General features: G+C 69.1%; 19 protein-coding genes. 13 read left to right on the top strand and 6 right to left on the bottom strand.

The genetic code is table 11. The features are described from left to right. Positions 1 to 18: 18 nt before the first annotated feature. Positions 19 to 1914: an HAL/PAL/TAL family ammonia-lyase gene (locus VI08_RS19330; protein WP_045831279.1), complete on the top strand. Its 1896-nt coding sequence runs from the start codon at positions 19 to 21 to the stop codon at positions 1912 to 1914. Here the strand turns inward: VI08_RS19330 and VI08_RS19325 are convergent. Then, on the bottom strand, positions 1911 to 2624 hold the full coding sequence (locus tag VI08_RS19325) for a response regulator (protein WP_045831278.1): 714 nt from the start codon (positions 2622 to 2624) through the stop codon (positions 1911 to 1913). The genes VI08_RS19330 and VI08_RS19325 overlap by 4 nt on opposite strands. Before the next feature lie 165 nt (positions 2625 to 2789). Here VI08_RS19325 and VI08_RS19320 point away from each other — a divergent pair, with 165 nt between their 5' ends. Genes VI08_RS19320 through hisIE form a run of 9 tightly spaced genes read left to right on the top strand, consistent with a single transcriptional unit; the run spans position 2790 to position 10116 of the window. Then, complete coding sequence (locus VI08_RS19320) at positions 2790 to 3107, top strand: YerC/YecD family TrpR-related protein (protein WP_045831277.1); 318 nt, start codon at positions 2790 to 2792, stop codon at positions 3105 to 3107. After that, on the top strand, positions 3104 to 3997 hold the full coding sequence (gene hisG, locus VI08_RS19315) for an ATP phosphoribosyltransferase (RefSeq protein WP_045831276.1): 894 nt from the start codon (positions 3104 to 3106) through the stop codon (positions 3995 to 3997). Before VI08_RS19320 ends, hisG begins: the two co-directional genes overlap by 4 nt. Beyond that, on the top strand, positions 3994 to 5301 hold the full coding sequence (hisD, locus tag VI08_RS19310) for a histidinol dehydrogenase (RefSeq protein ID WP_045831275.1): 1308 nt from the start codon (positions 3994 to 3996) through the stop codon (positions 5299 to 5301). Before hisG ends, hisD begins: the two co-directional genes overlap by 4 nt. Then, positions 5298 to 6362, top strand: coding sequence for a histidinol-phosphate transaminase (hisC, locus tag VI08_RS19305; RefSeq protein WP_045831274.1), 1065 nt, complete (start codon positions 5298 to 5300; stop codon positions 6360 to 6362). Before hisD ends, hisC begins: the two co-directional genes overlap by 4 nt. After that, positions 6359 to 7423 carry a bifunctional histidinol-phosphatase/imidazoleglycerol-phosphate dehydratase HisB gene (gene hisB, locus VI08_RS19300; protein ID WP_045831273.1) on the top strand — a complete coding sequence of 355 codons (1065 nt, stop codon included), beginning with the start codon at positions 6359 to 6361 and terminating at the stop codon, positions 7421 to 7423. Before hisC ends, hisB begins: the two co-directional genes overlap by 4 nt. Next, on the top strand, positions 7423 to 8013 hold the full coding sequence (gene hisH, locus VI08_RS19295; protein ID WP_045831272.1) for an imidazole glycerol phosphate synthase subunit HisH: 591 nt from the start codon (positions 7423 to 7425) through the stop codon (positions 8011 to 8013). Before hisB ends, hisH begins: the two co-directional genes overlap by 1 nt. After that, positions 8010 to 8762: a 1-(5-phosphoribosyl)-5-[(5-phosphoribosylamino)methylideneamino]imidazole-4-carboxamide isomerase gene (gene hisA, locus VI08_RS19290; protein WP_045831271.1), complete on the top strand. Its 753-nt coding sequence runs from the start codon at positions 8010 to 8012 to the stop codon at positions 8760 to 8762. The genes hisH and hisA overlap by 4 nt, the downstream gene beginning before the upstream one ends. After that, the gene (gene hisF / locus VI08_RS19285) at positions 8756 to 9526 is read left to right on the top strand and encodes an imidazole glycerol phosphate synthase subunit HisF (protein ID WP_045831270.1); all 771 of its coding nucleotides are present in this window, start codon (positions 8756 to 8758) and stop codon (positions 9524 to 9526) included. Before hisA ends, hisF begins: the two co-directional genes overlap by 7 nt. Beyond that, the gene (gene hisIE / locus VI08_RS19280; protein ID WP_045831269.1) at positions 9523 to 10116 is read left to right on the top strand and encodes a bifunctional phosphoribosyl-AMP cyclohydrolase/phosphoribosyl-ATP diphosphatase HisIE; all 594 of its coding nucleotides are present in this window, start codon (positions 9523 to 9525) and stop codon (positions 10114 to 10116) included. The genes hisF and hisIE overlap by 4 nt, the downstream gene beginning before the upstream one ends. A gap of 127 nt (positions 10117 to 10243) precedes the next feature. Here hisIE and arsC read toward each other — a convergent pair whose 3' ends face one another. From arsC to VI08_RS19260, 4 genes are read right to left on the bottom strand one after another with little or no spacing between them, the layout of a single operon-like run. After that, positions 10244 to 10585 carry an arsenate reductase (glutaredoxin) gene (arsC, locus tag VI08_RS19275; RefSeq protein WP_045831268.1) on the bottom strand — a complete coding sequence of 114 codons (342 nt, stop codon included), beginning with the start codon at positions 10583 to 10585 and terminating at the stop codon, positions 10244 to 10246. Further along, positions 10582 to 12078, bottom strand: coding sequence for a pseudouridine synthase (locus tag VI08_RS19270; RefSeq protein ID WP_045831267.1), 1497 nt, complete (start codon positions 12076 to 12078; stop codon positions 10582 to 10584). Before VI08_RS19270 ends, arsC begins: the two co-directional genes overlap by 4 nt. Continuing rightward, complete coding sequence (scpB, locus tag VI08_RS19265; RefSeq protein WP_045831266.1) at positions 12075 to 12824, bottom strand: SMC-Scp complex subunit ScpB; 750 nt, start codon at positions 12822 to 12824, stop codon at positions 12075 to 12077. The genes VI08_RS19270 and scpB overlap by 4 nt, the downstream gene beginning before the upstream one ends. Positions 12825 to 12845: 21 nt before the next feature. Further along, a complete protein-coding gene (locus tag VI08_RS19260) occupies positions 12846 to 13649 on the bottom strand; it encodes a segregation and condensation protein A (RefSeq protein ID WP_232309602.1) in 804 nt (267 codons plus the stop codon). A 365-nt stretch (positions 13650 to 14014) separates the two neighbouring features. On the opposite strand from VI08_RS19260, the gene dinB reads away from it, so the two are divergent. Further along, positions 14015 to 15202: a DNA polymerase IV gene (gene dinB / locus VI08_RS19255; protein ID WP_045831264.1), complete on the top strand. Its 1188-nt coding sequence runs from the start codon at positions 14015 to 14017 to the stop codon at positions 15200 to 15202. A 60-nt stretch (positions 15203 to 15262) separates the two neighbouring features. After that, positions 15263 to 15667, top strand: a complete 405-nt coding sequence (locus VI08_RS19250) for a PilZ domain-containing protein (protein ID WP_428992168.1) — start codon at positions 15263 to 15265, stop codon at positions 15665 to 15667. A gap of 137 nt (positions 15668 to 15804) precedes the next feature. Here the strand turns inward: VI08_RS19250 and VI08_RS19245 are convergent, their stop codons facing one another. Next, positions 15805 to 17502 (bottom strand): AMP-binding protein, encoded by a 1698-nt coding sequence (locus VI08_RS19245; RefSeq protein ID WP_045831262.1) that lies wholly within the window; start codon positions 17500 to 17502, stop codon positions 15805 to 15807. A gap of 91 nt (positions 17503 to 17593) precedes the next feature. Here VI08_RS19245 and VI08_RS19240 point away from each other — a divergent pair, with 91 nt between their 5' ends. Beyond that, on the top strand, positions 17594 to 18031 hold the full coding sequence (locus tag VI08_RS19240; protein ID WP_045831261.1) for a hypothetical protein: 438 nt from the start codon (positions 17594 to 17596) through the stop codon (positions 18029 to 18031). Positions 18032 to 18161 lie beyond the last annotated feature (130 nt).

Here is an 18161-nt window from a genome sequence, read left to right as displayed (position 1 = left end):
CTAAGTCGGTAATTCCCCATGACCAGCAGCATCCTCCTCGACGGCCGCAGCCTCACCCGCGGCCAGGTCGCCGCCATCGCCCGCCAGGGTGCCAGCATCCGCCTCGACGAGGCGCAGCTGGTGAAGGTGAAGCGCGCCGCCGATTTCCTTGCCGCGAAAGTGGGTGGCGGCGAGCCGATCTACGGCGTCACCACCGGCTTCGGCAGCAATGCCGAAAAGCTGCTGGGTGCGCACCGCGTACGCGACGAGCTGCCGGGCGGCAACCCCGAGCCGCGGGACGGCACGCTGATGGAGGAACTGCAGCACAACCTCATCATCACGCACGCCGTGTGCGTGGGTAAGCCGTTCGCCATCGACGTGGTGCGCGCGATGCTCGCCATTCGCGTCAACACGCTGATGCGTGGCCATTCCGGCATCCGCGTGGAGACGCTGCGCGCGCTGGCCGAGTTGCTCAACCGCGATGTCATCCCGGTCATCCCCGAGAAAGGCTCGGTGGGCGCCAGTGGCGACCTGGCCCCGCTCTCGCACCTGGCCATCGTGCTGCTGGGCGGTGGCGAGGCGTTCTACCAAGGCGAGCGCCTGCCGGGTGCCGAGGCACTGCGGCGCGCGGGCCTTGAGCCCATCCGCCTCTCGTTCAAGGAAGGCCTGGCGCTCAACAACGGCACGACGCAGATGCTTGCCACGGGCGTGCTGGCGCTCGATACCCTCGAGATGCTCATGAAGACGGCCGACCTGGCGCTGGCCATGACGCTCGACGCGTTCGCCGGCCGCACGGGCGCCTACGCGGAACAGGTGCACGACCTGCGCCCGCACCCGGGCCAGGTGGCCGCCGCCGGTGAATTCCGCCGCCTGTTGCAGGGCTCGACCCTCGCCGATATCGCCTACCACATGGTGCCGCGCTTCCGGCCGTGGCTGTCGGATTCGTGGGCCGACCCGGCCGAGCAGGCGTACCGCTTCGATATCAGCTGGGACTGGGTGCCCGCCACGCAGCGCCATGGCAAGGAGGCGTTCTATTCGCGCTTCCTGCCGTTCAAGGGCGGCAAGAAGCACCAGCCGCAGGATGCGTACTGCCTGCGCTGCGCGCCGCAGGTGCACGGCGCGGTGCGCGATGCGTGGGAGCAGGCGTGCCGCGTGTTCGACGTGGAGCTCAACGCGGTGACCGATAACCCGCTGGTGTTCCCCGATGCCGAGAACGCCGAGGTGATCGAAGACCAGGTGATCTCCGCCGGCCACTTCCACGGCATGCCGCTGGCGCTGGCCATGAGCTACGTGAAGGCGGCGATCCCCGTGCTCGCGTCGATCAGCGAACGGCGCACCGCCAAGCTGGTGGACCCGGCCAATAACGATGGCCTGCCGGCGTTCCTCATCGGCAACGAGGACGCCACCGATTCCGGCTTCATGATCGTGCAGTACACCGCCGCCGCGCTGGTGAACGACCTGGCCACGCGCGCGCACCCGGCGTCGGTGTATTCGGTGCCCACCAGTGCGAACGCGGAAGACCATGTGTCGATGGGCGCGAACGAGGCCCGCCACGTGCTCGAGATGATGGAGGACCTGGGCCACGTGCTGGCCATGGAGCTCTACACCGCGGCGCAGGCGCTGGAGTACCGACAGGACATGCTCAACGCGGCGCGCACGCTCTCTAAGCGTGGCGACTGGCAGGCCCTGGCGGCGAAGATCAACGGCGCCCCGCGCAGCGATTCGCCGCACTACCCGCAGTTCGAACGCGAAGTGCGCGCGCTGATGGGCGCCCTGGCCAGCGCCGAGGACTTCCACGGTGGCGTGGCCGTGCGCCAGGCACTGGCCACGCTGCGCGAGCACATCGCCTTCATGCAGCGCGACCGCGCGATGGATGGCGATGTGCGCACCGTGTGCGACCTGGTGGCCTCGGGCCGCCTGGTGGCCGCGGCCTAGGCCTTCGCAGGCCTGCCCCGGGGCGGGGGCTGGGCGCTGGCGTCGGCCGCGCCCAGCGCATGCATGTCGACCAGCCCCGAACGCACGCTGGCCAGGTACTGGTAGAACTGCGCATCGTTGACCAGGCCAAGCTTGGTCATCGCCGCGCGTTTCTGCCGGCTGATGGTCTTGACGCTGCGGCCCATCAGCTTGCCCACCTCCACCAGCGAGAGCCCCTGCGCATAGGCGCGGATGACTTCGAGCTCGCGCGGCGACAGGCGATTGGGGCCGGCGCCGAACCCGTTGCCCGTATCCACGTCGTGGAACGCCCGCCGGATGGACGGGCTGGTGTAGTTGCGGCCGATCGACGCCGCATGCACCGCCAGGGGCATGTCGCGCAGGCTGCAACGCTTGTCGAACAGGCCGGCCACGCCCAGGTCCTGCCCGGCGCGGAGGATGGCCAGGTCGCCCAGGGGCGCCATGACCACGATGCCCACGTCGGGGCGCGTGCTGCGGACGCGGCGCAGTAGCGCCACGCCATCGGGGTGCTTGCCCTCGGGCAGGCTGGGGTCGATGACCACGACCTCGACGTCGATATCGTCCATGACCTGGACGAAGGTATCGGTGTCGTTGACGCAGGCGACCACGTCGTAACGGTGTTTCTTCAGGACAGCTTCCACGCCGGCCACCACGACGGGTTGGTCATCGGCGATAACGACAGTGCACGACATGCGTACGGCTCATTCCTTGGGAGGGGGTGCTGTCCATCTTGGCGACCGTTTCGCCTGCGGTATATGGAAGAAAAGCGCAATTTCGCGTCGGCGTTTTCTCGAATTTCTTGCCAGAAAGTAGTCTTTCCCTTACGATGGGGTATCGTATTAACGCGTTAGTACATTATGAAGCGACGCTCCCTGGACCCGGAAACCCCCGCCGATTCGGCGGAAACCAGCCTCTGCGAGGCCCTGCTGGGCCTCTCGACGGTGGATGAGATGCGGGCCTTCCTCCACGACCTGTGCACCCCGGCCGAGATCGAGGTCATGGTGGACCGCTGGCGCGTGGTGCCCTTCCTGCTGGAGGGGCGCTCATACCGCGAGATCCACGAGCGCACGGCCGTGAGCATCACCACCATCGGGCGCGTCGCCCGCTACCTCAACCAGGGGGCAGGGGGCTACATGGCCGCCGCCGCCCGCCGCAACCAGGGAACCACCGCATGAAGCCGCGTGACCGCCTGCGCATCGCCATGCAGAAATCCGGCCGCCTGACCGAGCCGGCGCAGGAACTGCTGGCCCGCTGTGGCCTCAAGTTCCGCCAGAGCCGCGACAAGCTGTTCTGCTTCGGCGAGGGCGAGCCCGTCGACCTGCTGCTGGTCCGCGACGACGATATCCCCGGCCTCATCGCCGAGGGCGTCTGCGACCTGGGCATCGTCGGCCGCAACGTGCTCAACGAGTTCCAGTTCGCCAACCCCGAGGCGGGCGCGGGCCTGGACGAGTTGCGCCCCCTCGGCTTCGGCAGCTGCCGGCTGTCCATCGCCGTGCCGCAGGACGAGGCCTACGATGGCCCCGCGCAGCTGCAGGGCCGCGCCATCGCCACTTCGTACCCTGGCCTGCTCGGCGAGTGGCTGCGGGTGAATAACGTGGACGCGAAGGTTGTGTTCCTCGCCGGCTCAGTGGAAATCGCGCCGCGCCTCGGCACGGCCGATGCCATCTGCGACCTGGTCTCCAGTGGCGCCACCCTCGTCGCCAACCAGCTGCGCGAAGCCGCGGTGGTGGTGGAGAGCGAAGCCGTGCTCGCCGGCCACCGCGTGTTGCCCAGCGACGAGCGCGGCGAGATCGCCGAGCTGCTGTTGCGCCGCCTCGATGGTGTGATCCAGGTGCGTGATTCGCGCCTGATCCTGATGCAGGCGCCGCGCGATGCGCTGGCCGAGATCACCCGGCTGCTGCCGGGCCTGCCCATCCCGACCCTCACGGCCGTCGACGGCGCCCCCGACCAGGTGGTGCTGCAGGCCCTGTGCGCCGGCAGCGTGAGCTGGCGGCAGCTGGAAGACATGAAACGCGCCGGTGCCCGCGACATGCTGGTGCTGCCGGTGGAGAAGATGCTGGCATGAAGCGCATCGACTGGAATGCCCTTGACGACGAAGGCCGCCGCGAGGCGCTGGCCCGCCCGGCGCAATCGCGCTCCGCGGAGCTGCGCAGTGGCGTCGAGGCCATCATCGCCGACGTGCGCACGCTGGGCGACGAAGCGTTGCGCGACCTCACGGCGCGTTACGACGGCGCCACGCTCGATGCGCTCGCCGTCACCGACGAGGAATTCGCCGAAGCCGAGGCCCGGCTGGCGCCGGCGCTGAAGGCCGCAATCCGCGAGGCCGCCGGGCGCATCGAGCGCTTCCACCGCGCCGCGGCGCCCACGCCGGTCGCCGTCGACACGGCCCCGGGCGTGCGCGTGGAACGCGTGCTGCGGCCCATCCGCCGCGTGGGCCTCTACGTACCCGCGGGCGGTGCGCCGCTGCCCTCCACCGCGCTGATGCTCGGCGTGCCCGCGGGCATCGCCGGGTGCCGCGAGGTGGTGCTGTGCACGCCGGTGCAGGCCCATGGCCGCTGCGACGATGCGGTGCTGTTCGCCGCCAGGGCGACGGGCGTGCACCAGGTGTTCAAGCTGGGCGGCGCGCAGGCCATCGCCGCGATGGCCTACGGCACGGCCACGGTACCCCGCTGCGACAAGCTGTTCGGCCCGGGCAACGCATGGGTGACGGAAGCGAAGCTGCAGGTCTCGGGCGACCCGGAAGGCGCGGCCATCGACATGCCCGCCGGCCCGTCGGAGGTGCTCGTCATCGCCGATGCCGAGGCCGACCCACGCTTCATCGCCGCCGACCTGCTGTCGCAGGCCGAGCATGGCCCGGATTCGCAGGTGTTGCTGGTTAGCCCGTCGGCCGGGCTGCTGGCGCGGGTGGAGCACGAGGTGGAGTCGCAGCGCCGCGCGCTGCCGCGCGCCGACATCGCCGCGCGTGCGCTCGAGGAAAGCCGCCTCGTGCTGGTGCACGACCTCGACGAGGCGCTGGACGTCAGCAACCGCTACGCGCCCGAGCACCTCATCATCCAGACCACCGACCCGCGCGCGCTGCTCGATGGCGTGGACTCCGCTGGCTCGGTGTTCCTCGGCGAATGGACCCCCGAATCGCTTGGCGACTACTGCAGCGGCAGCAACCACGTGCTGCCCACGTATGGCTATGCGCGCAGCTACAGCGGCGTCTCGGTGGCAAGCTTCCAGAAGCAGGTGACGGTGCAGGAGGCCAGCGCCGAGGGCCTGCGTGCCATCGGCCCGTGCGCGGCGACCCTGGCCGAAGCCGAACAGCTCGACGCGCACCGCCGCGCGGTGACGTTACGCCTCGAGATCATGGGTGCGACGGCATGAGCGTGCTCGATCTTGCCCGCCCCGATATCCGCGAGATGCAGGCGTATTCCAGCGCGCGCATGGAGGCCTCCGGGGGCACCGTGCTGTTGAACGCGAACGAATCCGCGCGGCCGCCGAGCTTCCCCGGCGGCGACGGCCTCAACCGTTACCCCGATCCGCAGCCGCGCGCGCTGGTCGAGACGCTGGCCGAACTGTATGGCAGCACGCCCGACCGCGTGCTGGTCACGCGCGGCAGCGACGAGGCCATCGACTTGCTGACGCGCGCGTTCTGCCGCGCGGGCCAGGACGGCATCGTCATCTCGCCGCCCACCTTTGGCATGTACGCGGTATGCGCCCGTATCCAGGGCGCCGCCGTGGTCGAAGCACCGCTGGCGGCCGATGGCTCGCTCGATGCGGACACGCTGGTTGCCGCGGCAGGCCCGTCCACGAAACTCGTCTACCTCTGCTCGCCGAACAACCCCACGGGCAACCTGGTGGGGCTCGGCACGATCGAGCGCATCGCGACGGCGCTGGCGGGCAGGGCGCTGCTCGTCGTGGACGAGGCCTACGCGGAGTTCGCCGGCACGCCAAGCGCCACCCAGCTCATCGATGCCCACGAGAACGTGGCCGTGCTGCGCACGCTTTCCAAGGCGTGGTCGCTGGCGGGCGCGCGCGTGGGGACGCTGGTGGCGCGTGCCGAGGTCATCGGCCTGCTGCGCCGGATCATCCCGCCGTACCCGCTGCCGTCGCCGTGCGTCGACGCGGCGCTGGCGGCGCTGGGTTACGAGGGCCGCCGCGTGCAGCGCCACCACGTGCACGAGGTACTGAATGAGCGTGCCCGCATGGCCGCGGCGCTGGCCACCGTGCCGGGCGTGCGCGAGGTGCTGCCCTCGCACGCCAACTTCCTCGCGGTGCGTTTCGCCGACCCGGCGGGCGCCTACCAGCGCCTGCTGTCGGCCGGCGTGGTGGTGCGCGACATCACGAAATACCCGGGCCTGGGCGATGCGCTGCGCATCACCATCGGCACCGGCAACGAGAACGATCGCGTGCTGGCCGTGCTGCGCGCGGGAGCCAGCGCATGAGCCGCAAGATCCTCTTCGTCGACCGCGACGGTTGCCTCATCGAGGAGCCGGCCGACCAGCAGATCGATAGCTACGACAAGCTGGCGCTGCTGCCGGGGGTCATCGCGGCGCTGCAGCGTTTCGTCGGGGCGGGCTATGAGCTGGTGATGGTGAGCAACCAGGACGGCCTGGGCACGCCGTCGTTCCCGCAGGCCAGCTTCGATGGCCCGCATGAGCTGCTGGTGCGGATCCTGTCGTCGCAGGGCATCACGTTCCGTGAGCAACTCATCGACCGCAGCGTCCCGGCCGACAACGCCGATACGCGCAAGCCGCGCACCGGCCTGGTGCGCCACTGGCTGGCGGACGATAGCTGGAGCCGCGCGCAGTCGGCGATGGTCGGCGATCGCGAGACCGATATCACCTTCGCCGCGAACATGGGCGTCCGCGGTTTCCGCGTGGGCGCGCAGGGCGCGACGTGGGCCGAGGTGGCGCATGCGGTGCTCGACGCGCCGCGCGTGGCCGACGTGGTGCGCAAGACGAAGGAAACATCGATCCGCGTGCAGGTGGACCTCGACCGCGTCGCGGAGCCCAAGGTGCACACCGGCCTGGGCTTCTTCGACCACATGCTGGAGCAGATCGGCAAGCACGGTGGCTTCGCACTCAGCCTCACCTGCGAAGGCGATACGCACATCGACGAACACCACACCATCGAGGATTGCGCGCTGGCGCTCGGCCAGGCGCTGCGCGCCGCGCTGGGCGACAAGCGTGGCATCGGCCGCTACGGCTTCGCGCTGCCGATGGACGAAAGCGCCGCGCGGGCGGAGCTCGATCTCTCCGGCCGCCCCTACTTCGTGTTCGAAGGCACGTTTCCGCGCGAGCGCGTGGGCGACGTGCCGACGGAGCTGGTGCCGCACTTCTTCCGTTCGTTGTGCGAGACGCTGGGCGCCAACCTGCACCTCACGGTGCATGGCGAGAACGCGCACCACATGGTGGAGGGCTGCTTCAAGGTGGTGGCGCGCACGTTGCGCCAGGCCATCCGCCGCGAAGGCGCCGAGCTACCCAGCACCAAGGGCAGCCTGTGATGCGCGTGGTCCTCGTCGACGCCGGCGGCACCAACATCGGCTCGGTGCGCTACGCGTTGCAGCGCCTTGGCACCGACGCGGCGCTCACCGCCGACCCGGCGCGTATCCGCGCCGCCAGCCACGTCATCCTGCCGGGCGTGGGCGCCGCGGGCCCGGGCATGCGGCGCCTGCGCGACGCGGGGCTGGTCGAGGTGTTGCGCGGCCTTACCCAGCCCGTGCTCGGGGTGTGCCTGGGCATGCAGCTGCTGTGTGAGCGCTCGGAGGAAGACGACACCGAATGCCTCGGCGTGGTGCCGGCCGCCGTGCGGCGCATGCCGGGTGCGCCGGGGCTGCGCGTGCCGCACATGGGCTGGAACACGCTGCGCGCCACGGCCAGCCACCCGCTGACCGAGGGCCTGCGCGAGCGCGATACCGCGTACTTCGTGCACAGCTACGCCGTGCCCGTGGGCGACTACACCCTGGTGTCGAGCGAACACGGCCAGCCGTTCTCCGCCGCCGTGGGCGCGGGCAATTTCATGGGCATGCAATTCCACCCCGAGCGCTCCGCCAGCGTGGGCGCGCAGCTCCTCCGGAACTTCCTTTCGCTATGACCTTACCTATCCCCGCCATCGACCTCCGCGACGGCAAGGTCGTGCGCCTTTTCCAGGGCGATTACGAGCAGCAGACCACGTTCGCCTTCGAGCCCGAGGCGCTCGCCCGCCGCTACGCCAGCGACGGTGCCACCTGGTTGCACGTGGTGGACCTCGACGGTGCGCGCTCCGGCCGCTTCGAGAACCTGCCCACGCTGACGGCCATCGCGGCGTCCGCCGGGCTGGCCGTGCAGGCCGGTGGCGGCATCCGCGACGAAGCGGGCGTACGCAAGCTGCTCGACGCGGGCGTCAGCCGCGTCGTGGTGGGCAGCATCGCCATCCGCGAGCCGGCCGCTGTCGCCGCCTGGATCGGCCGCTACGGCGCCGAACGCATCGTGCTCGCGCTCGACACGCGCTTCCGCGACGGCCAGTGGCGCCTGCCCAGCGCGGGCTGGACCGCGGACGAGGACCGCACCCTGGGCGAGTTGCTGCCCTTCTACGAAGCCGCCGGCGCGCGGCACCTGCTGTGCACGGACATCGACCGCGACGGCACCATGGCGGGCCCGAACACGGCGTTGTACCGCTACGTGGCGGCCACCTCGCCGAATCTCGACGTGCAGGCCTCGGGTGGCGTGCGCTCGCTCGATGACGTGGCCGGGCTGGCGTTGCAGGGCGTGGCCGGGGTGATCCTCGGCCGCTCGTTGCTGCAGGGGGAATTCACCATGGCGGATGCGCTGGCTGTCACCGCGAAGGCGGATGCCTCATGCTGAGCCGGCGCATCATCCCGTGCCTGGACGTCCGCGATGGCCAGGTGGTGAAGGGCGTCCGCTTCCGCGACCACGTGGTGGTGGGCGAGATCGTGGAACTGGCGCTGCGTTACCGCGACGAAGGTGCTGACGAGCTGGTGTTCTACGACATCACGGCCAGCCCCGAGGGGCGCCGCGTCGATCGCGACTGGGTGGAGCGCGTGGCGCGCGAGATCGACATCCCGTTCTGCGTCGCCGGTGGCATCCGTTCGGTGGACGATGCGCGCGAGGTGCTGCACGCGGGCGCGGACAAGATTTCCATCAATTCACCCGCGCTGGAACGCCCTGCGCTGGTGGGTGAGATTGCCGGGGCGTTCGGCGTGCAGTGCGTGGTCGTGGGCGTCGACAGCCTGCGGGACGAGGACGGTGAATGGCGCGTGCGCCAGTACACCGGCGACCCCTCGCGCACGCAGGCGCTGCGCAAGCGCACGCTCGACTGGATCGAGGAGGTGCAGCGGCTGGGCGCGGGCGAGATCGTGCTGAACTGCATGGGTACCGACGGCGTGCGGCGTGGCTACGACATCGAGCAGCTGCGTGCGGCGCGCGCCGTGTGCCACGTGCCGCTGGTGGCGTCGGGTGGCGCGGGCGAGCCCGCCCACTTCGCCGACGTGTTCCGCGACGCGGATGTCGACGCCGCGCTGGCCGCCAGCGTGTTCCATTCCGGCGATATCGCCATCCCCACCCTGAAACGCGAGCTGCGCGCGCAGGGCATCGAGGTACGCGCATGACCCCTGATTTCGCAAAAGGCGATGGCCTGGTCCCCGCCATCGTGCAGCACGCCCGCACCGGCGAGGTGTTGATGCTCGGTTACATGGACGAGGCCGCGCTGGCGAAAACGCAGGCGAGCGGCCTGGTCACGTTCTTCAGTCGCAGCAAGCAGCGCCTGTGGACCAAGGGCGAGACCTCGGGCGATACGCTCGCGCTCGTCGATGTCCGGCTCGATTGCGATGCGGATACGCTGCTGGTGCGTGCGATACCCGCGGGCCCCACGTGCCACACGGGCACTACCAGCTGCTTCGGCAACGACGTGGCGCCGTCGCTCGGGTTCCTCGCGGATCTGGACGCGCTGGTGGCGTCACGCCATGCCGAGCGGCCCGACGGCAGCTACACCACGAAGCTGTTTGATGGCGGTATCCGCCGCATCGCGCAGAAGGTGGGCGAGGAGGGCGTGGAAACCGCGCTGGCCGCGGTGGCGCAAGGCGACGACGAACTCATCGGCGAAGCCGCCGACCTGGTGTTCCATTTGATAGTGGCGCTCCGCGCCCGCGGCATCGGCTTCGACCAAGTGGCGCAGAAGCTCGCCTCCCGGCACAAATAAAGCCCGCTCTCGAAAGTGTGTGTGTGGGAGCGCGCTTGCGCGCGATGTACTCGCGGCAAGCGCCATCGCGCGCAAGCGCGCTCCCACAGGAGAGCCTCCACAGGAGAGCCTCCACAGGAGTGCAAGATCAGAGGATGGCGAGCACCGCTTCCGGCGGGCGGCCGACGGCCGCCTTCTTGCCGTGGATGAATACCGGCCGCTCGATGAGCTTGGGGTGCGCGACCATGTAGGCGATGAGTTCCGCGCGGCCGGCGTCGGCCGGCACGCCTGCGTACTCGTCTTCGCCCGTGCGCATCAGCTCGCGCGGCGCGCGGCCCAGCAGCTTCAGCACGCGGTCGAGTTCGGCCACCGAGGGCGGGGCCTTGAGGTACTCGACCACGGTGGGTGCCACGCCGCGCTGCTGCAGCAGCGCGAGCGTTTCGCGCGACTTGGAACAGCGCGGGTTATGCCACAGGGTGGACGCGGTCAAAAGTTGCCGCCGCGGTTACCGCCACCACCCCGGTTGCCGCCGCGCGGGCCGCGATTGCCGCCGCCCTGGCCACCGCGGTTGCCGCCACCCTGGCCACGCGGGCCACGGTTGCCGCCCGCGCCACCGCCGCCGGAGCCGCGGTTGCCACTGGCACGGCTGGCGCCGCCCTGGCCACCCTGGCCGCCGCCGTAGGCGCGGTTGCCGCCACCCTGGCCCTGGCCGCCGCCGGTGCGGTTGCCGCCCTGGCCGCCACGCGGGCCACGGTTGCCACCGCCGCCACCACCGCGGTTGCCGTTCGGGTTGGCGACATTGCCATTGGCATTGCCACCGCCGCCCGTGCGGCTGTCGCCGGCGAACCATGTGCGCATGGCCGGCAGTTCCTGGCCGGGCGCGACGCGGCGCGAGGAGGTCTTGCGCGGGGCCTTGGCCGGGCGGTCGACATTGCCATTGACTTCGCGACGGCCGCCGCCCTGGCCACCGCGGCTACCGCCACCGGCGCGACCACCGCGGCCGCCACGGCCGGGGCCGTCGTCACGCAGGCGATCGAACGCGGTGAGCTCGCGGGCCTCGTCGTGGCGCGCGGAGCTCCAGGCACCGGTCGTGGCCTTGTCGGGGCGGTATTCGGTGACATGGCGCGGCGCGCGGCGCTGGTGCACCACGGCGCTGAGGGTAAGCACCGGGGCCGGGGCGCCCAGGCCGGCGCGCTCGCGCAGGGCCTTGATGGCGGTTTCGTCGAGCGACTCGCAATCGCCACGGCGTAGGGCACGGGGCAGTTCCACGGTGCCGTAGCGGATGCGCTTCAGGCGGCTGACCAGGAAACCCTGGGAATCCCACAGGCGGCGCACCTCGCGGTTGCGGCCTTCGCGGATGGTGACGCGGAACCAGCTGTGGCTGCCGCCGCGGCTGATGACGCCGATGTCGTCGAAGCGGGCGGGGCCGTCTTCCAGTTCCACGCCGGCCTTGAGGCGCTCGATGATCTCGTCGGGCACTTCGCCGTGGACGCGGCAGAGGTATTCGCGCTCGAGGCCGCTCTTGGGGTGCATCAGCGCGTTGGCGAGTTCGCCATCGGTGGTGAGCAGGAGCAGGCCGGTGGTGTTGATGTCGAGGCGGCCCACGGCGACCCAGCGCGCGCCCTTCAGGCGCGGCAGCTGTTCGAACACGGTGGGGCGGCCTTCGGTGTCTTCGCGGGTCGTCACCACGCCCTCGGGCTTGTGGTAGACGAGCACTTCGGCGTCGCTGCGGTTATCGGTGGCGACGACGAACTGCTTGCCGTCGAGCACGATGCGGTCGCCGGCGTGGACGCTGGCGCCGATGGTGGCGACGGCGCCGTTGACTTCGACTTCGCCGGCCTGGATGCGCTGTTCGAGCATCCGGCGCGAGCCGAGGCCTGCGTTGGCCAGCACCTTGTGCAGGCGTTCTTCGAGCTGCGCGGCGTCGCCGGTGGGGGCTTCGGTGCGCTTCAGGCTAAGTACGGAACGATTTGGCGCATTCATGCGCGTGACTCCTCGGGATTTTGCCCGGCGCCGTCTTCTTCTTCGGCGGCGCCGTCGGGGTTCTCTGCCTCGTCGGCAGTGTGGGAAGCCGCGGCGATGTCGTCATCGCCGGCGGGCGGTTCGTTCGCGGGCCCGGCCTCGTCGGTGCCCTCGGGGAGGGCAACGCGGGCCGGCACGCCATCCGCATCGCCTTCGAGGCGCATCTGCGGGTTGAGCTCGTCAAGATCGCGGATCTCCGACAATGGCGGCAGGTTGTCCAGCGACTTGAGGTTGAAATAATCCAGGAACGTGCGGGTGGTGCCGAACAGGGCCGGACGGCCCGGGACGTCGCGGTAACCCACCACGCGGATCCATTCGCGTTCCTCGAGGGTCTTGATGATGTTCGAGGAAACCACCACGCCGCGAATCTGTTCGATCTCCGGGCGGGTGATGGGCTGGCGGTAGGCGATGAGCGCCAGGGTTTCGAGCAGGGCGCGGGAATAGCGGCTGGGCTTCTCGGCCCACATGCGCGATACCCACCCATGCACCTCGCGCCGCACCTGGTAGCGCCACCCGGAGGCGACCTCGACCAGTTCGACGCCGCGCCCCTGGCAATCGGCGCCCAGTGCCTTCAGCGCCGCCTTCAGTTCATCCGTGCCGACTTCCTCTTCCTCGCCGAAGATCGCCTTGAGCTGGACGATGGTCATCGGCTGGGTGGACGCAAGCAGCGCCGCTTCCACGATGGGTTTGAGTTGTTCGGGTTGCATAGGCCTTGGCGTGCGGGTGGGCTAGGCGAGCAGTTCTTCGTGCTCGGCCTGGGTCTGGACCTTGGTCTTGATGTAGATCGGGCCCAGGGTTTCTTCCTGGACGATCTCGACAAGCATTTCCTTCGCGAGCTCGAGCATGGCCAGGAACGTGACCACGACCCCGAGCCGGCCTTCGCTTTCGTCGAACAGCGTTTCAAACCGGTGGAACCCACCGCTGCCGAGGCTGTTCAAAAGGTCGCCCATGCGCTGGCGGACGCTGAGAGGCTCACGCTGGATCGCATGGTGCGTGAACAGGTCGGCGCGCTTCAGCACATCCTTGAGCGCAAGCAACATCTCCCTGAGATCGAGCGGGGGCGGGACGCGCACCACGTTGTGCTCGCCGACGAAGGCATGCACCACGGTGGTGTCGCGCTCCAGCCGCGGCAGCTCCTCGATATCGAGCGCCGCTTTCTTGAAGCGTTCGTACTCCTGCAGGCGGCGTACCAGCTCCGCGCGCGGGTCTTCTTCCAGGCCTTCCTCGGCCGGTGGGCGGGGCAGCAGCAACCTGGATTTGATCTCCGCCAATATGGCGGCCATCAGCAGGTATTCCGCCGCCAGCTCCAGGCGCATCACCTCGCGCATCATCTCGATGTAATCCATGTACTGCCGGGTGATCTCGGCCACAGGGATGTCGAGGATGTCGAGGTTCTGCCTGCGGATCAGGTAGAGCAACAGATCGAGCGGGCCCTCGAACGATTCGAGGATGACTTCCAGCGCATCGGGCGGGATGTACAAATCCTGGGGCATTTGCAGCACGGGCTGCCCGCGCACCAGCGCGAGGGGCATTTCCTGCTGCTGGGGAACACCGGCGAAGGCATTCCGCGTTGTTTCGACCACCTGGACTTCGGTTGTCTCGTTAGTCATCGGCACACGTCAGAAGGGCCGCCTTCAAGCGACCAGGAACGCAAGCAACAAATCGATGCCGTCCGGCGGCTGCACCGCCACCTCACACCGGGCATGCCGCGCATCGTCGCCGACGAGCGGAAGGCATGGCCGCTGGACACCCAGGAGGGTCACCGTCTGTGAGAAATCGCCGGGAGCGCGAAGCGCCCGGAATAAGTTCACCCGATTGGCGTACAGGGTATAGCCTGCGCCCGCGCAAGTCCAGCGGGCCAGCCCATGGCCGCCCTGCGGTTCCGGCACAATAGGGCATGCCCCACGCCCCGCGAGCCATTATCCACGTCGACATGGACGCTTTCTACGCGTCCGTGGAGGAACGGGACGACCCGGGCCTGGTGGGCAAGCCGGTGATCGTGGGCGGCCTGGGGCGCCGCGGGGTCGTTTCCACGGCCAATTACCAGGCCCGGAAGTACGGCGTGCGCTCGGCCATGCCCACGTCCGAGGCCCGCCGCCGTTGCCCGCAGGCCGTGTATATCCATCCCCGCCACGAGCGCTACGCGGCCATCTCGGCGGTGGTCTTCGACGTGTTCGCTGAATACACGCCCATGATCGAGGGGCTGTCGCTGGACGAAGCCTTTCTGGATGTCACGGGCAGCCTGCGCCTTTTCTCATCCGTCGAGGTCATCGGCCGCCGGATCAAGGACAGCATCCGGGAACGGACAGGGCTGAACGCCTCGGTGGGCATGGCACACAACAAGCTGCTGGCCAAGCTGGGCAGCGAGCTGTCCAAGCCCAACGGCTTCCTGGTGATCCGGCCCGACGAGGTGCGCGGCTACCTCGACCCGTTGCCCATCGGGCGCATGTGGACCGTGGGGAAGGTGGCCGAGGAGGCCCTGCACCGCGTGGGCATCCGCACCATCGGCGACCTGCTGCGGGCCGACGCCTGGCGGCTGAACAAGGCCGTGGGCGAGCGCCATGCGGCCCAGCTGCGCGCCCTGTGCGTGGGTGAGGACGAGCGCCCGGTGGTGGCGGATGCCCCCGAGGTATCGATCGGCGCGGAATGGACCTTCGACGTGGACGTGGACGACCTGGCCATCGCCGAGGCCTGGATGCTGCGCCAGTGTGAACGGGTCGGCGCCCGTGCACGCGGCCGCGACGTGAAGGCCCGCACCGTGGCGGTGAAATTGCGCGAGCCGCCGTTCGTCACCCACAGCCGCCAGGCCCAGTTGCCGGTGCCGGGCAACGCCACGCCCGATATCTACGCCGTGGCACGCCGCTTGCTAAACGTCTGGTGGCACCAGCATCCGCGGCCCCGGCTGCGTTTGTTGGGCGTCACGTTGTCGGGTTTCGATGCGCGGCATGGCGATGAACAGCAGGACATGTTCGCCGCGCCGGCAGCAGAAAAGCGTTCCGACGGCGTGCAGGACCGCATCAACGAGCGCTTCGGAGCCGGGGCGCTGGTCAGGGCGGGCGTGCTCAAGACGCGTGGGCGGGAATGACCGGACTGCGCTAATGTGTCCGTTTGTGACACGGTAGGTAAGTTTCGCGGGGTACGGTCAATGGCGGCCGTCATCTTCAACCGCCGGCAGGCAGGATGGGTAGAACAACTGATGGGTGACAAGGAAGGCCCGAACGTGCGTTATCGCCACGCAAGGATGAAGGTGCAGACCGCGGTGCTGATGAGCCGCGGCGGCGAGGCTCACCCCACCGACCTGGTCGATATCTCGGCCACCGGCGCGCTGCTGCGCCGCCCCTCCGGCTGGCGCGGTGAACCCGGCCAGACCTGGGTGCTCGACATGGTGTTCGGCCACGACCTGCACATCAACGTGGAGGCGCGCGTGGTGCGCACCTCGGCGCGGCAGATCGGCATGGAATACTCGCTTATCCCCGAGGACAAGCAGGCCCCGCTGTGGGAGCTGCTGGGCGGCTACGCCGATACCTTAGAGGCGTGGTCGGACGACTGACGCCGCTGTTGTAGGAGCGCGCTCCGCGCGCGACATCTTTTGGCGACAACGCAACACGGCCTCGGGCTCATTCGCGAGAAGATGTCGCCCACGGGTGGGCTCCTACAGGTGAGGGGGCCGACTGGAGCGAGGGGTGTTCAGGCCCCCGCCGCCTTCCGCTTGGCGCGATCCTCATCGCGCAGCTCGCGGCGCAGGATCTTGCCGACGTTGGTCTTCGGCAGCGCATCGCGGAACTCGATCTGCTTTGGGCGCTTATAGCCGGTGAGGTTCTCGCGGCAGTAGGCCTTGAGTGCTTCCTCAGTGAGCGCGGGATCCTTTTTGACCACGAAGATCTTCACCACCTCGCCCGAATGCTCGTCGTCGACGCCCACGGCGGCCACCTCGGCCACGCCGGGGTGGCGCATGACGATGTCCTCGATCTCGTTGGGGTACACGTTGAAGCCCGAGACCAGGATCATGTCTTTCTTGCGGTCGACGATGTAGACGTAGCCGTTCTCGTCCATCTTTGCGATATCGCCCGTGCGCAGCCAGCCGTTGGCGTCGAGCACCTTGGCGGTTTCGTCGGGGCGGTTCCAGTAGCCCTTCATCACCTGCGGGCCCTTGATGCACAGCTCGCCCACCTCGCCCGTGGCGAGCGGGGTGCCGTCGTCGGCCCAGATCTGCACGTAGGTGCTGGGGATGGGCAGGCCGATGGAGCCGTTGTATTCCTTCAGGTCGAGCGGGTTGATGCACGCGGCCGGCGAGGTTTCGGTGAGGCCGTAGGCCTCGGCCAGCGTGACGCCCGTGGTCTTCTTCCAGCGCTCGGCCACGCTGCGCTGCACGGCCATGCCGCCACCCAGCGACAGGTGCAGCTTCGAGAAATCGAGCTCGGCGAAGCCCGGTGTGTTGAGCAGGCCGTTGAACAGCGTGTTGACGCCGGTGATGGCGGTGAACTGTTCCTTCGAGAGCTCCTTGACGAAACCCTTCATGTCGCGCGGGTTGGTGATCAGCAGGTTCATGGCGCCCATGCGGGTGAACACCAGGCCGTTCGCCGTCAGCGAGAAGATGTGGTACAGCGGCAGCGCCGTGACGATGATCTCCTCGCCCATGGTGGCCGAGCCGCTGATCCAGGCATCGGCCTGCAGCATGTTCGCGATCATGTTGCGGTGGGTGAGCATGGCGCCCTTGGCCACGCCGGTGGTGCCGCCGGTGTACTGCAGGAACGCGATGTCGTCGTGGGTCACGTCCACCGTGGGCATGGCGTGGGCCTTGCCGCGCGAGATGGCGTCGTTGAAGCGGGTTTCCCGCGGCAGCTTGTACGCGGGCACCTCCTTGCGGACGTGCCTGACCACGAAATTGATGATGCTGCCCTTGGGGAAGCCGACCATGTCGCCCACGGCGGTGGTGATGACGTGGTCGACGCGCGTGCCGGGCAGGGCTTCCTGCACGGTGTGCGCGAAGTTGTCGAGCACCACGAGCGCCTTGGCGCCGGAATCTTCCAGCTGGTGGTGCAGCTCGCGGGTGGTGTAGAGCGGGTTGGTGTTGACGACGGTGAGGCCAAGGCGCAACGCGCCGAACAGCACCACCGGGTACTGCAGCAGGTTGGGCAGCATGATGGCGAGGCGGTCGCCCTTCTTCAGCCCCAGCTCGCCCGACAGGAAGCCGGCGAAGGCGGCGGAAAGCTCGTCGATCTCCCCGTAGCTGAGCACCTTCCCGAAATTCTTGTACGCGGGACGCTCACGAAATTTCTGAAACGATTCCTCGAAGACCGCCGCAACGGAGCGGTACGCGTTGACATCGATATCGGCGGGGACGCCAGCCGGGTAGTGGTCAAGCCACGGGCGCTCGTTGCTCATGTACGGGACGGACTCCTGAATGTGGGACGATTGGAGCATACGCCCGCGTATAGCGGCAAGCCGCAACGCAGCGAGACACGAGGAGTGACGCATGCAGCGAAACAGGGTCCTGGCCACCTTACTACTGATCGCCCTCGCCGGTCTCGTGGCCTGCAGGCACGCGCCGGACGACGAACAGGTGCGCAAGGCCATCGCCGCGGCGGCCACGGGGGCGGAAGAAGGCAGCGGTGGCGAGGCCACGGCGGCGCTCACCGACGACTTCGACGGCAACGGTGGCGACCTGCACAAGCAGGACCTGGCGAACCTGGTGCGCGCGTTCTCCCTGCGCGGGCAGAAGGTGCACGTGCTACTGGGGCCGGTGTCGGTCGAGCCGCGTGGCGATCGCCAGGTGGCCACGTTCACGGTCACGCTGACGGCCGGCGCCGGCGTGCTGCCGGAGAACGCAGGTGCCTACCAGGTGGAAACCGGGTGGCGCAAAGACGGTAACGCGTGGCGTTGTTTCACCGCCACATGGAAACGCGCCCTCTAACTGTAGGAGCCCACGCCGTGGGCGACAGCGCCTCGCGATAAAGCCACAGCGCCTGCGGCGGTTCGCGCAAAATGCTGTCGCCCACGGCGTGGGCTCCTACATGGCGCGCAAAAAAAAGGTTCATCGCGGA

Origin of the sequence: Luteibacter yeojuensis (genome assembly GCF_000964085.1) — a bacterium.
Taxonomy (GTDB): domain Bacteria; phylum Pseudomonadota; class Gammaproteobacteria; order Xanthomonadales; family Rhodanobacteraceae; genus Luteibacter; species Luteibacter yeojuensis_A.
The sequence above is the reverse complement of the archived record's forward strand: the minus strand, read 5'-3'. Positions and strand labels throughout refer to the sequence as shown.

Coding starts and splice junctions, on each gene's coding strand:
- VI08_RS19240 (WP_045831261.1), top strand. CDS start 17,594: ATGCAGCGAAACAGGGTCCTGGCCACCTTACTACTGATCGCCCTCGCC.
- hisD (WP_045831275.1), top strand. CDS start 3,994: ATGAAGCGCATCGACTGGAATGCCCTTGACGACGAAGGCCGCCGCGAG.
- VI08_RS19245 (WP_045831262.1), bottom strand. CDS start 17,502: ATGAGCAACGAGCGCCCGTGGCTTGACCACTACCCGGCTGGCGTCCCC.
- hisC (WP_045831274.1), top strand. CDS start 5,298: ATGAGCGTGCTCGATCTTGCCCGCCCCGATATCCGCGAGATGCAGGCG.
- hisIE (WP_045831269.1), top strand. CDS start 9,523: ATGACCCCTGATTTCGCAAAAGGCGATGGCCTGGTCCCCGCCATCGTG.
- VI08_RS19325 (WP_045831278.1), bottom strand. CDS start 2,624: ATGTCGTGCACTGTCGTTATCGCCGATGACCAACCCGTCGTGGTGGCC.
- VI08_RS19260 (WP_232309602.1), bottom strand. CDS start 13,649: ATGCCCCTCGCGCTGGTGCGCGGGCAGCCCGTGCTGCAAATGCCCCAG.
- VI08_RS19250 (WP_428992168.1), top strand. CDS start 15,263: ATGGCGGCCGTCATCTTCAACCGCCGGCAGGCAGGATGGGTAGAACAA.
- VI08_RS19330 (WP_045831279.1), top strand. CDS start 19: ATGACCAGCAGCATCCTCCTCGACGGCCGCAGCCTCACCCGCGGCCAG.
- hisH (WP_045831272.1), top strand. CDS start 7,423: ATGCGCGTGGTCCTCGTCGACGCCGGCGGCACCAACATCGGCTCGGTG.
- VI08_RS19320 (WP_045831277.1), top strand. CDS start 2,790: ATGAAGCGACGCTCCCTGGACCCGGAAACCCCCGCCGATTCGGCGGAA.
- hisA (WP_045831271.1), top strand. CDS start 8,010: ATGACCTTACCTATCCCCGCCATCGACCTCCGCGACGGCAAGGTCGTG.
- hisG (WP_045831276.1), top strand. CDS start 3,104: ATGAAGCCGCGTGACCGCCTGCGCATCGCCATGCAGAAATCCGGCCGC.
- scpB (WP_045831266.1), bottom strand. CDS start 12,824: ATGCAACCCGAACAACTCAAACCCATCGTGGAAGCGGCGCTGCTTGCG.
- hisB (WP_045831273.1), top strand. CDS start 6,359: ATGAGCCGCAAGATCCTCTTCGTCGACCGCGACGGTTGCCTCATCGAG.
- VI08_RS19270 (WP_045831267.1), bottom strand. CDS start 12,078: ATGAATGCGCCAAATCGTTCCGTACTTAGCCTGAAGCGCACCGAAGCC.
- dinB (WP_045831264.1), top strand. CDS start 14,015: ATGCCCCACGCCCCGCGAGCCATTATCCACGTCGACATGGACGCTTTC.
- hisF (WP_045831270.1), top strand. CDS start 8,756: ATGCTGAGCCGGCGCATCATCCCGTGCCTGGACGTCCGCGATGGCCAG.